The sequence below is a fragment of the Bradyrhizobium sp. CB1015 genome (assembly GCF_025200925.1).
GTDB lineage: Bacteria > Pseudomonadota > Alphaproteobacteria > Rhizobiales > Xanthobacteraceae > Bradyrhizobium.
This window is the reverse complement of record NZ_CP104174.1, coordinates 3199785-3211813: the sequence shown is the minus strand read 5'-3', so window position 1 is coordinate 3211813 and position 12029 is coordinate 3199785. Positions and strand designations below refer to the sequence as shown.

The following is a 12029-nucleotide window of genomic DNA, read 5'->3' as shown; positions in this document are numbered from 1 at the left end:
TACGCCTGCGAACCGCGTCAAACTTCTCAATTTTTCGCGCCATACCCGCCGATATTGGGATATTTTACCAAGATAGCCGACCAGAAGCAGGTTTCATCCCAATGCCCGAGCTCGACGCCATCGACCGCAAGATCCTCAGCCACCTTCAGAACGACAGCCGCCTGACCATGCAGGAGCTCGCCGACAAGGTCGGTCTCTCGGTCTCGCCCTGCCATCGCCGGGTCAAGCTCCTGGAGGAGCGCGGCGTCATCTCGCGTTATGTCGCAACCGTCGACCAGAAGGCGCTGGGACTGCATGTCAGCGTGTTCATCTCGATCAAGCTGGCGCGGCAGAAGGAGGAGGACCTCAACCGCTTCGCCCGCGCCATCTCGAAATGGGACGAGGTGCTGGAATGCTATCTGATGACCGGCAACCGCGACTACCTGCTCCGCGTCGTCGCCGCCGACCTCGCCTCCTACGAGACGTTCCTGAAGACCAAGCTGACCCGGCTCGACGGCATCGCCTCGATCGAGTCGAGCTTCGCGCTCAGCCAGGTGAAGTACTCGATCGCGCTGCCGGTGTAGGCGTCACCGCCACGGCTGCACGATGATCTTGGTGTGGGCTTCAGGATTGGCGAGATCGGCAAAGGCCTTTGCGACGCCGTCGAGGCCGACTTCGGCGGTGACCATCGCGGCGGCATCCACCTGCCCGTCCGCGATCAGGCGCAGCGAGCCTGCAAACTCCTCCGGCGTGTAGCCGAGCACGTATTGGACGTTCAGCTCCTTCATGATGCCGAGCATGGGCTCGCTTCTGTCGCTCTCCATGCAGACGCCGACCACGACAATGCGCGCATCGCGCGGAGCGCCTTCGAACACCTGCTGCAACAGGCCGGGCACGCCGACGCATTCGAAGATGATCGCGGGCTTCAGCGCGGGCAGCATGGCCTGGAACGGCGGCCGCGCCGCCTTCTCGGCCTCCGTCATCTGCGCGTGCTCGGCCCAGGTCGCGTAAGGCTGCGCCACCCGGGGATCGACGACGATATCGGCACCGACCTTTGCCGCAAGCGCGCGCCGCGCCGGCGAATAGTCGGCCGCGATGATCGGATGCAGCCGCTTGAGCTTCAGCGCGGCGATCACCGCGAGTCCGACCGGACCGCAGCCGATCACCAGCGGCACCTCGCCGCCGCGAATGTTCGCTTTGGCGACGGCATGAACGCCGACTGCCAGCGGCTCTGTGAGCGCGGCATGCTCCGGCGCGAGGCCATTGGGTACTTCGAGCAGCAGCGCTTCGCTCAGCAGCATCGCCTCGGCGTAGCCGCCGACATTGTCGTTGGAATAGCCGATGCCTTCGATACCCTGCGGCGTCACCAGCGCGGGAAGCGAACAGACGTGAGTTCCCGGCTTCAGCTTGCGCGATGTCCCGGGGCCGTAGTCGACGATCTCGCAGCAGAACTCGTGGCCGAACACGACGTCGCGGCTGAGGTCCATCGGCTTGCGCCCGACCTTCCGCGCCATCTCCACCATGCGATGGGCGTGCTGGCGTGCGTGCAGGTCGGAGCCGCAGATGCCGCAAGCGAGCGTCTTGACCAGAACCTGGCCGGGGCCCGGCGTCGGCTCGGCCATCCGGCCAACGACAATCTCGCCGTTCCTGAAAATCGCGGCGCGCATCCAGCTCCTCCCCTGATCGTCGGAACCAGTGATAGCACAACGCGGAAGCTGGGAACTTGCGTCAGGCGTTCGGAGAGCGCTCTTCAAGCACCAAGAGCTGAGCGCGGCGAACACGTTCGCGATGAGCGATGTAGAGACCGCTGGCAACGATGAAGGCCGCACCGACGACGGTCCAGATGCTCGGGACCTCGCCGAAGATGAAGAAGCCGAGGATGCTGACCCACAACAATTGGGAGTAGGAGAACGGCGCCAGCACCGAGGCATCGCCATAGCGATAGGCGAGCACGACGATCCACTGGCCCGCGGTCGAAGCGACGCCGATGAAGATGCCGAGCGCGATCGCGGTCCAGGACGGCGTCACCCAGACGAACGGCACGATCGCGGTGAGAATCGCAAGACCGGTGAGCGAGGAATAGGCCATGGTGGTGACGACGGCTTCCCGTCCGCTCATCATCCGCGTCAGGATCAGCGTGCCGGCCCAGCACGCCGCCGAGACCAACGGAAAGAATGCGGCGGGATGAAACGCGCTGGTGCCCGGGCGCAGGATGATCAGCACGCCGATGAGGCCGAGCGCGGTGGCGAGCCAGCGGCGCATGCCGACCTTCTCGCCGAGGAACACGATCGAGAGCGCCGTGACGAACAGCGGCGCGACGAAGCCGGTGGCGGACGCCTCCGCGATCGGCAGGAAGCCGAGGCCCGTGATGAAGAACAGCGATGAGCCGAGCAGTGCCGCCCCGCGCATCACGTGCAGGCCGGGACGCTTGGTGCCCATTGCATAGAACGGCGAGGCGGGCAGCATCACCGGCGTGAACAGCAGGGTGAAGGTGAGGAACCGGATCCAGGTGATCTCGATCGAAGGCAGGCTGGTCGAGAGATATTTCGCAGTGACGTCGGAGCAGCCGAGAAATACCGTCGAGAGCAGGATCAGCGCAATGCCCTTGAAGGGATGATCGACGCGCGCAGGCGCGCGGCGAGCCTGCTGCTTCTTCTCCGGCACAGGCATGGGAATAACGTCGAGCCTTGCGGCTGCGGCGGGCGGCGGTGTCACGGCTGGAACCCGGGCAAAATGCGAATCGAGAACAGCCGTAAAAAACGCCAAATGCCCCGCGTTCACAACTTCCGAAAACAGGATGCCGATATGCGCGGACCGCCGCGCGCGTCAATGCTCCGTTAATAATGCCCGTTGTGCACTACAGCATGGGCAGGCCGCGCGGCTTCGGTCCGCGCGGAAACGCTGCATCGAGCGCGGCAACCTCGTCTTTCGTCAGCACGAGATCGCCTGCCGCCGCATTCTCGCCGGCATGTTCCGCGGACGAGGCCTTCGGAATCGCGAACACCGTAGTCCCACGGGTGAGGAAGCTCAGTGCGACCTGACGCGGCGTCGCACCATGCGCTTCCGCGATGCGCGCCAGCACGGCACCGCCCCTGCTGCTGCTCAACGGGAAATCGTCGTGGCCGAACGGCGAGTAGGCGACGACGGCAACATCATGCCGTTCGCACCACGGGATCACCGCATGCTCGATCGCGCGTTCCTTCAGATGATAGAGCACCTGGTTGCAGGCGATCCGCCCCTTGCCTGCGACTTCGAAAATGTCGTCGAGATCGTCGGCATCGAAATTGGAGACGCCCCAGGATTTGATCTTGCCTGATTGCACCAGCTCTTCGAATGCAGCGACGGTGTCCTCCAGCGGATAGGAACCGCGCCAGTGCAGGAGATAACAGTCGAGCCGCTCGGTCTTCAGCCGCTTCAGCGAGCGATCGCAGGCGGTGATGGTGCCGCGGCGCGAGGCATTGCTCGGCAGCACTTTCGAAACGAGGAACACCTCGTCGCGCCGGCTTGCGATCGCATCCGCAATGACGAGCTCGGCATCGCCGTACATCTCGGCGGTGTCGATGTGGGTCATGCCGAGATCGAGCCCGCGCCGAAGCGCCGCGATCGCGCGCTTGCGGTCGCCGTGGTCGAGATACCAGGTGCCCTGCCCGATGACGGAGACGTTGGCGCCGGTCTTGCCGAAGGGTTTTGTGTTCATGCTTGTTCCTTCAGATGGTCTAGAGCCCGCCGATATCGGCCATCAGCACACTGCCGGTCGCGGACTCCGTGATATAGAGCCGGTCCCAGTTTTCGCCACCGATCGCGACATTGGTGCAGTTCGGCCCCGCGCACGACTTGATCCGCGCGATCAGTTCCCCGTTCGGCGCGAACACGAAGACGTGGCCGAGCGAGGCGTGGCCGACGAACAGGCGGCCTTTGGCATCCATGGTCAAACCGTCAGGGCCGCTGCTGCCGAACAACGAGCAGAAGCGGCCGACCTTGGACACGCTGCCGTCCTTCATGAACGGCAGCCGCCACACCGCGTTGTCCCGCGTCATCGCGACGAACAGCACGGTTTCAGTCGGGTCGAGCACGAGACCATTCGGACTGACGCCGGTGTCGAGCAGGCAATCGAGGCGGCCGTTCGCAGCCAGCCGGTAAACGCGCCCGCTCGGATCGTGCAGGCCGGTCTGGCCCTGGTCGGTGAAATAGATGTCGCCGTTCGAGGCTACATGCAGATCGTTGCAGCCGCGGAACGATTCCGAATTGCGCCCGGTCAGCACCGGCTTGACCCGGCCGGCTTCGGCATCGAGCTCCATGATGCCATGCCTGTAGTCCGCGACCAAGATGCGTTCGTCGGCAGCGATCTTCAGCCCGTTCGGCCAGCCCTCATATTCGATCACGAGCGACCATTCACCGTCAGGCGCGATGCGAAAGATGCGGCCGAACGGAATGTCGACGATGTAGAGATTGCCGTCCGTGTCGAAGGATGGCCCCTCGATGAAACTGTCGGTCGGCATGTTCGGCCGATTGGCATCGGCCCAATCGGTTCGCACGCCCTTGCGGCGGAATTTGTCGGGCATGGCGGAGAACAGCCTGGTCTCGATCAGGCGCGGCGGCGTTTCCAGGTACATCATTGTTGTTGTGCCTGTTGAGGGGAACGCGGCAGCATAAGGCACAAACGTCGGCGCGTCGATTGGCGCGGGGGCATAGCCGCGTCCACGCCGCTCTCGTGTCCCGGACAAGCTGCAACGCGCAAGCGTTGGGCGCAGAGCCGGGACCCAGGAAGCCACGCAACCCGGTGCAACCTGGGCCCCGGCTCTGCAGCGCAGCGTCGAAGAGACGCTGCGCTGCGTCCGGGGCACGAGACCGCAGCGTTAGCACACGCCTGCATCCAAGCCGTCATTGCGAGCGCAGCGAAGCAATCCAGACTATCTTCGCGGAACGACTCTGGATTGCTTCGCTGGCGCTCGCAATGACGATGGAGAGAGCCAGCCTACCCCGCCGCGCTTGCGACCTTCGCCTGCTGTGCAGGCACCTCCGTCGTCGCAATCAGCCGCTTCAGCTCGGGGATGCAGGAGCCGCAATTGGTGCCGGCCTTGAGCTTGGCGCCGATGTCGGCGGCGGTGCGCGCGCCGCTGGCGATGCTGTCGCAGATGGTGCTACGGCCGACCCCGAAGCAGGCGCAGACGATCGGGCCGGTCGAGACCGCGCCTTCGCTGGACCTGCCCGACAGCAGCATGCGGCGCTGCTCGTCGGTGACCTGATCGGCCACGAACAGGCTCTTCACCACCTCCCAGTCGCCGGCATCGTGCGCGGGGCCGACGAACAGGCAGGTCTCGATGCGGTCGCCTGCGAACGAAGCCGCGCGAAAAACCCCGCCGCCGAAATCGCGATATTCGGCAACGTCCTCGCCGGCGACGCTTTCGAGCCAGGCCGGCCAGCGGGCGAGATCCGCATTGTCGGCGAAAAGATAGCCGAAGCCGCCGCTGACGGTCACGCGCGTCCACAACAGGTTTTGCGGCAGATCGAGCGGCTTGCGCGACAATGCAAAACCGCGGAAGACGAATTCGTAAGGCGCGATCGCGGCCGGCGTCGCCTTGGATTCCGGCTGCCCCGAGAACGGATCAGTGAAGGGTGCGACCAGCGCCCCGACGCGGCCGTGCGAGGCATTCATCGCGCTCCAGTGGATCGGCACGAACAGGATGCCGCGCTGCTGCCGCTCGCTGACGATGGCCTTCAGGATGCACTGGCCGTAATCGGTGGTGATGCGGGCATAGCCGTCATGGGCGATGCCGTATTTGCCGGCGTCGTCGGGATGGATCTCGACGAACGGCTCGGGCAGATGCGCGCCCAGCCGCTGGCTGAGGCCCGTGCGCGTCATGGTGTGCCACTGGTCGCGGATGCGTCCGGTGTTGAGCCTTAAGGGGCGCGACGGGCCGGTCTCGCCGCGCAGCGCCGGCACCTCCGGCGCGATGAAGCGGCCCTTGCCGTCATTGGTGAAGAAGCCGCCTTGCGCGAAGAAGCGCTCGCCGGGCATTCCGCCCTCGCGCGCCGGCCATTGCACCGGCCTCAAGGCATCGAACGCCTCGTCGGACAGCGAGGTCAGCGCGCCGATGTCGAAATCACGGCTACCATTGTTCTCGAACGCCGAGAGCGCGGCGTGCTCGCGGAAGATATCGGCGGCCGATTTGTAATTGAAGCTGTCGCCGAATCCGAGGCGCTTTGCTGTCTCGCTCAGGATCCACCAATCGGGACGCGCCTCGCCCGGCGCCGGCAGGAACGCGCGCTGGCGCGAGATGCGCCGCTCGGAATTGGTCACCGTGCCCGACTTCTCGCCCCAGGCCAGCGCCGGCAGCAGCACGTGCGGGCCGGCCTCGACGGTGTCGTTGGAGAGCACGTTCTCGGAGATCACGAACAGCTCGAGCTTCTTCAGGGCATCGCGCACCATGTCGGCATCGGGCAACGACACTGCGGGATTGGTGCCCATCACCCACAGCGCCTTGACCTCGCCGCGGTTGATGGCCTCGAACAGCTGCACCGCCTTCAAGCCTTCATGGGTGGCGATGCGCGGCGCCTTCCAGAACCGTCTGACGCGGTCGATGTCGGGCGGCGTGAAGCCCATATGAGCGGCGAGCATATTGGCGAGGCCGCCGACCTCGCGGCCGCCCATCGCGTTGGGCTGGCCGGTCAGCGAGAACGGCGAGGCGCCCGGCTTGCCGATGCGGCCCGTGGCGAGATGGCAATTCAGGATGGCGTTGACCTTGTCGGTGCCCTGCGCCGATTGGTTGACCCCTTGCGAATAGAGCGTGACGACCTTCTCGGTGTCGCGGAACGTCTTGAAGAAGGCGGCGACGTCCTGCTCCGAGAGGCCCGTGGCGAGCGCTGTCGCGGTGACGCTGCCGGCGATATTGCGCGCGCGCGTCAGCGCATCGTCGAAGCCGGACGTGTTCTGCGCGATATAGTCCCGATCCAGCACGCCATTGTCGGCGAGATGCACGAACAGGCCGGAGAACAGCGCGGTGTCGGTGCCGGGCTTGAGACCGAGGAACAGATCGACGTCGCTGGCGGTGTCGGTGCGGCGCGGATCGATCACGATCATGCGGGCGCCGCGCTCCTGCCTGTTCTTCAGCATGCGCTGGAACAGCACCGGGTGGCACCAGGCTGCGTTCGAGCCGACGAAGACGAGCAGATCGGCCTGGTCGAGATCCTCGTAGCAGCCGGGCACGGTGTCGGCGCCGAAGGCACGGCGATGGCCCGCGACCGAGGACGACATGCAGAGCCGCGAATTGGTGTCGACGTTGGCGGTGCCGACAAATCCCTTCATCAGCTTGTTGGCGACGTAATAGTCCTCGGTCAGGAGCTGGCCGGAGAGATAGAACGCGACTGCGTTCGCGCCGTCGCGCGCCGCGATGTGCTGCATGCGATGGGCGACGTGGTCGAGCGCATCGCTCCAGGCCACGCGCTCCAGCACGCCCTTGCAGCGGATCATGGGATAGAGCAGCCGCCCTTCCAGCCCGACGGTCTCGCCGAGCGCGGAGCCCTTCGAGCACAGACGGCCGAAATTGGCGGGATGATCGGGGTCGCCCGCGATTGCCGCGCCACCCCTCCCGTCGGGCGTTGCCAGCACGCCGCAGCCGACGCCGCAATAGGGACAGGTCGTCTTGGTGGTGCGGAGATTTGGATCGATCGCCGTCATGTCACGCCGCTTTCGAAGGCTGCGCCAGTGCGCGGCCGAACATCATGTCGGTGCGGATCGCCGCGACCTTGTCGCGATTGCGGATCAGCTCGAGGTACCAGAGGGCATCGATTGTATCGCCGATCAGCACGGCCCCGGTGAGCCGGCCGTCGGCGATGACGAGCTTCTTGTAGGTGCCGCGCCTGCGGTCCGACAGCACGAGGCTCTCGCTGCCCTCCCCGCCCATGAAGTCGCCGGCGGAGAACACGCTGACGCCGGAGACCTTCAGATTGGTCGAGACCACGCTGCCCTGATAGGCGACGGGCCGGCCGGCCAGATGCCGCGCCAGCACGCGCGCCTGCTCATAGGCGGGCTCGACCAGGCCATAACAGGTGCCGCGATGCTCGGCACATTCGCCGAGCGCGAAGATGTCGGACGAAGAGGTCTGCATCACATCGTTGACGACGACGCCGCGGTTGACCGCAATCCCCGCCTCTTTCGCCAGCGCGACGTTCGGCTTGATGCCGGCGGCGAAGATCACCGCGTCGGCCGCGATGCGGCTGCCGTCGGCGAGCTCGACGGCCTGGACATGGCCGTCGCCGCGGATGCAGGTCGTCGCGGCATTGAGCATGACGCGGATGCCCTTGCGCTCGACCAGCGTCTTGAGCAGATCGGCCGCGGGCGCGTCGAGCTGACGCTCCATCAGCCGATCCATCAAATGCAGCAGCGTCACGGGCGCGCCGGCCTTGGCGAGGCCGTAGGCGGCCTCTAACCCGAGCAGGCCGCCGCCGACCACGACGACGCGCTTCCTGGCCGCGGCCAGCGTCAGCAGCAGGTCGACGTCGCGGGTGTCGCGAAACGTGTGCACGCCGGCAAGATCGGCGCCCGGCACGTTGAGCCGCAGCGGCGTCGATCCCGTGGCGAGCACAAGCTTAGAATATTCCATGCTCTCCTCGCCCGCGATCTTGAGCTCGCGGCGGCCGACATCGACCTCGGTGACGCGATAGCCGTAGCGCACCGTGACGCCGCGGTTTCGCCACCAATCGGCCGGCCGCAGCTCGATCTCGTGCGAGCCGGTCTCGCCGGCCAGCACCGATGAAAGCAGCACGCGATTGTAAGCGAGCCGCGGCTCTTCGCCGATCACGGCGATCGCGTAGCGGCCGAGCGCGGTCTTGGCGAGCTCGTCGACCAGACGCGCGGCCGCCATACCGTTACCGACGATGACCAGCGGTTCGCTCACAACGCTTCTCCTATTCGGCGGCCTGCGCTTGCGCGCCGTAGGCCTCGGAAATCATGTAGCCGGACAGCACGCCGTAGGCGTCGGTCCAGGCCGTGGCAAGCTCGGGCGTCCAGGCTTCGCCAAGGCCCTTCTCGAGGGTCCACAGCAAGGTCGCGCCGACCACGGGGTAGTGCTCGGCCTTGGCGCCATAGTCGACGTGACGCTTGGCGAGCGCGGAGGCCGCGGGCAGAATCGACTCCAGGTTCGACAGGCCGCTGACCACCGCGGCGAGCATGCCCATCAGCTTCTTGCGCTGCTCGGTCATGTCCTCGGGAAACATCGCGCGTACGGACGGCGCCACCTCGAACAGGCGGTCGTAGAACAGCACCGCGGCGGCTTCCGAAATCGGGGCGACCTTGGCGAAGCTCTGCTGAATGAGGGTAATCTGCTCGGGCGTCATAATGTTCTCCTGTCTGTTTCGGTCTGCCTTCGTCCGCGCCATTGCGGAAAAAGTTCATGGATCAAACGTCATCAGAGAGACCTCTCCCCGCGTACGGGGAGAAGCGACATTCGTGCCAAGTGTTTTTCTTCTGAGCATGATCTTGGCGGAAAACCGCTTCACACTTTTCCGGATCATGCTCTACACACGCGCCTCGGCGAGGCTTGGCGCGCCTTCACCCTGCGGGCTGCGACGCAGGTAGAACCACCAGGTCAGAGCGAGGCAGGAGGCGTAGAAGCCGAGATAGACCACGAGCGCGAGCTGCGGCCCGCCGGTCATGGCGATCGACTTGCCGAAGCCGCTCGGGATCAGATAGCCGCCCACAGCACCGACCGCGCCGATGAAGCCGACCGCCGCGCCGCTCTCGATGCTCGCGGTCTTCAGGGCGGCGCTGCGCGCCGCATCGCCCTTGCCGCGCACCTTGAACAGGTTCTCCTCGCGGAAGATCGAGGGGATCATGCGGTAGGTCGAGCCGTTGCCGATGCCCGTCGTCACGAACAGGATCAGGAACATCGACAGGAAGCCGATGAAATCCTTGTGTCCGACGAAGTAGAGCGCGCCGACCGTGGCGCCCGCCATCACAATGAAATTCCAGAATGTGATGATGGAGCCGCCGACCCGGTCAGCGAGCCATCCGCCGAGCGGACGCGACAGCGAGCCGACCAGCGGGCCGAGGAAGGCGATCGAGATCGTCACGGTAGGGAATTGCGTCTTGAGCAGCAGCGGAAACGCCGCCGAGTAGCCGATGAAGGACCCGAACGTGCCGATATAGAGATAGGCCATGATCCAGGTGTGCTTGCGCTTGACGATTGCGAGCTGGTTCTTCACCGACGATTTCGCCGTGGTGAGGTTGTTCATGAAGAACACCGCGCCGAACACCGCGATCGCAATCGGCAGCACCCACATCAGGCCGGCATTCTGCAGGAAAATGCCGTCGACGGGCGTTGCCTGGTACAGGTTGAAGACGGCGAGCGTCATCAGGATCGGGGTCAGGAGCTGCACGCTGGAGACACCGATATTGCCGCCGGCCGCGTTGAGGCCGAGCGCCCATCCCTTCATCCGGTCGGGGAAGAAGAAGGAGATGTTGGTCATGCTGGAGGCGAAATTGCCGCCGCCGAGACCCGCGGTCGAGGCGACCAGCAGCATGAGCCAGAACGGCGTGTCGGGCTGGCTGACGAAATAGGCAAGCGACAAGGTCGGGATGAACAGGATCGCCGCGCTGAAGATGGTCCAGTTGCGGCCGCCGAACGTCGTCACCGCGAAAGTGTAGGGAAAGCGCATGAAGGCGCCGATCAGGCCCGGCACGGCGACGAGCTGGAACAGCTGGTCGGTGCTGTACTGGAAGCCCGCCTGCGGCAGCTTGGTGGTGACGATGCTCCAGATCAGCCAGACCGAGAAGCCGATATGTTCGGCTACGATGGACCAGATCAGGTTGCGCCGCGCGATCGACTTGCCGGTATTGTTCCAGAACGCCTCATCCTCCGGGCGCCAGTCTGAAATCCAGCTGGAGTTCAGGGTCGCATTCTTCGTCATTGAGTATCCCTTCCAGGCTCACCGCTGCGTCGTTGCAGGCTCTGCCTCCGGTCACGGAGGCGCGCTCCGAGGCTTGACCCCCGGTGGCGAGTTCACGATGCTGATTGATGATGTTGAGGGACGTCGTCGTTGGCGTCGCGCAAAGACGCTTCAATTTCCGTGCCAGTTGCGCGCACGCGGGAAATGCAGGGATTTCAGGACGTTATTCGTATTGCCCGAATTGTTTGCAGGACTTTTCCGCACGCTAAATTTGCGATTCGCTCAATCCCTGTGCGACGCACAGGGATTGAGCTTGATGTCGATTAATTAGGCGCGGGCATATCTCGCGTGAACGCGTGATTTACGCGGCCTCGACGAAGCGATGACGCTCGTAGAGGAATTCGAGCACCCGCTGGCGGCACTTCAGATAGGTGGCGTTGGTCGCGAGGTCGAGCCGCTTGCGCGGCCGCGCCAGCGGCACCTCCAGCACCTCGCCGATGCGCGCGCTCGGTCCGTTGGTCATCATCACGATACGGTCGGACAACAGCACGGCTTCGTCGACGTCGTGAGTGATCATCAGGATGGTGTTGCCGAGCTTCTGATGCAGCGCCATCACCGAGTCCTGCAGATGCGCGCGGGTCAGCGCGTCGAGCGCGCCGAACGGCTCGTCCAGCAGCAGCACTTTCGGCTCCATGGCCAGCGCCCGGGCGATACCGACGCGCTGCTTCATGCCGCCGGAGATCTCGGACGGACGCTTGTCCCTGGCATGGGCCATCTGCACGAGGTTGAGATTGTGCATGACCCAGGCGTCGCGCTCGGCACGGGACTTGGTCTTGGCGAAGACCTTGTCGACGCCGAGCTTGACGTTCTCGTAAACGGTCAGCCACGGCAGCAGGCTGTGGTTCTGGAACACCACGGCGCGATCGGGCCCCGGCGAGTTCACCTCGCGGTTTTCCAGCAGCACGCCACCCGTGGTGGCGCCGGTCAGCCCCGCGATGATGTTGAGCAGGGTCGACTTGCCGCAGCCGGAATGGCCGATGATCGAGACGTATTCGCCCTTCTCGATCGTCAGGTTGATGTCCTTGAGCACTTCCGTGGTGGCGGCGCCGCGGGTGAAGACCTTGTCGATGTGGTCGAGCTTCAGATAGGCGGTCATGTCCCTC

The 12029-nt window shown here is 65.1% G+C and carries 10 protein-coding genes; 1 reads left to right on the top strand and 9 read right to left on the bottom strand.

The features are described 5' to 3' along the window. The first annotated feature begins 101 nt into the window (after positions 1-101). Positions 102-563, top strand: coding sequence for an Lrp/AsnC family transcriptional regulator (locus tag N2604_RS14740; protein ID WP_027571162.1), 462 nt, complete (start codon positions 102-104; stop codon positions 561-563). A 3-nt stretch (positions 564-566) separates the two neighbouring features. On the opposite strand, the gene N2604_RS14735 is transcribed toward N2604_RS14740, so the two are convergent. From N2604_RS14735 to N2604_RS14695, 9 genes are all read right to left on the bottom strand, one after another. Beyond that, positions 567-1646 carry a zinc-binding dehydrogenase gene (locus N2604_RS14735; RefSeq protein ID WP_260375341.1) on the bottom strand — a complete coding sequence of 360 codons (1080 nt, stop codon included), beginning with the start codon at positions 1644-1646 and terminating at the stop codon, positions 567-569. 61 nt (positions 1647-1707) lie between these two features. Beyond that, positions 1708-2649: a DMT family transporter gene (locus N2604_RS14730; RefSeq protein WP_260376227.1), complete on the bottom strand. Its 942-nt coding sequence runs from the start codon at positions 2647-2649 to the stop codon at positions 1708-1710. Between the two features lie 187 nt (positions 2650-2836). Next, complete coding sequence (locus tag N2604_RS14725; RefSeq protein ID WP_260375340.1) at positions 2837-3676, bottom strand: aldo/keto reductase; 840 nt, start codon at positions 3674-3676, stop codon at positions 2837-2839. A 19-nt stretch (positions 3677-3695) separates the two neighbouring features. After that, positions 3696-4592 carry an SMP-30/gluconolactonase/LRE family protein gene (locus N2604_RS14720; RefSeq protein ID WP_260376226.1) on the bottom strand — a complete coding sequence of 299 codons (897 nt, stop codon included), beginning with the start codon at positions 4590-4592 and terminating at the stop codon, positions 3696-3698. Positions 4593-4954: 362 nt separating this feature from the next. Continuing rightward, on the bottom strand, positions 4955-7657 hold the full coding sequence (locus N2604_RS14715) for a nitrate reductase (protein WP_260375339.1): 2703 nt from the start codon (positions 7655-7657) through the stop codon (positions 4955-4957). Position 7658: 1 nt separating this feature from the next. Further along, complete coding sequence (locus tag N2604_RS14710) at positions 7659-8876, bottom strand: NAD(P)/FAD-dependent oxidoreductase (RefSeq protein ID WP_260375338.1); 1218 nt, start codon at positions 8874-8876, stop codon at positions 7659-7661. A 10-nt stretch (positions 8877-8886) separates the two neighbouring features. Next, positions 8887-9315, bottom strand: a complete 429-nt coding sequence (locus N2604_RS14705; RefSeq protein WP_260375337.1) for a globin family protein — start codon at positions 9313-9315, stop codon at positions 8887-8889. 180 nt (positions 9316-9495) lie between these two features. Further along, positions 9496-10887, bottom strand: a complete 1392-nt coding sequence (locus N2604_RS14700) for an MFS transporter (RefSeq protein ID WP_260375336.1) — start codon at positions 10885-10887, stop codon at positions 9496-9498. 340 nt (positions 10888-11227) lie between these two features. After that, positions 11228-12022 (bottom strand): ABC transporter ATP-binding protein, encoded by a 795-nt coding sequence (locus N2604_RS14695; protein WP_260375335.1) that lies wholly within the window; start codon positions 12020-12022, stop codon positions 11228-11230. Positions 12023-12029 lie beyond the last annotated feature (7 nt).

What these genes read in the sequence shown, in the direction of transcription:
- N2604_RS14700 (WP_260375336.1), bottom strand. Translation starts at nt 10,887, where the DNA reads ATGACGAAGAATGCGACCCTGAACTCCAGCTGGATTTCAGACTGGCGC.
- N2604_RS14735 (WP_260375341.1), bottom strand. Translation starts at nt 1,646, where the DNA reads ATGCGCGCCGCGATTTTCAGGAACGGCGAGATTGTCGTTGGCCGGATG.
- N2604_RS14740 (WP_027571162.1), top strand. Translation starts at nt 102, where the DNA reads ATGCCCGAGCTCGACGCCATCGACCGCAAGATCCTCAGCCACCTTCAG.
- N2604_RS14725 (WP_260375340.1), bottom strand. Translation starts at nt 3,676, where the DNA reads ATGAACACAAAACCCTTCGGCAAGACCGGCGCCAACGTCTCCGTCATC.
- N2604_RS14705 (WP_260375337.1), bottom strand. Translation starts at nt 9,315, where the DNA reads ATGACGCCCGAGCAGATTACCCTCATTCAGCAGAGCTTCGCCAAGGTC.
- N2604_RS14730 (WP_260376227.1), bottom strand. Translation starts at nt 2,649, where the DNA reads ATGCCTGTGCCGGAGAAGAAGCAGCAGGCTCGCCGCGCGCCTGCGCGC.
- N2604_RS14720 (WP_260376226.1), bottom strand. Translation starts at nt 4,592, where the DNA reads ATGTACCTGGAAACGCCGCCGCGCCTGATCGAGACCAGGCTGTTCTCC.
- N2604_RS14715 (WP_260375339.1), bottom strand. Translation starts at nt 7,657, where the DNA reads ATGACGGCGATCGATCCAAATCTCCGCACCACCAAGACGACCTGTCCC.
- N2604_RS14695 (WP_260375335.1), bottom strand. Translation starts at nt 12,022, where the DNA reads ATGACCGCCTATCTGAAGCTCGACCACATCGACAAGGTCTTCACCCGC.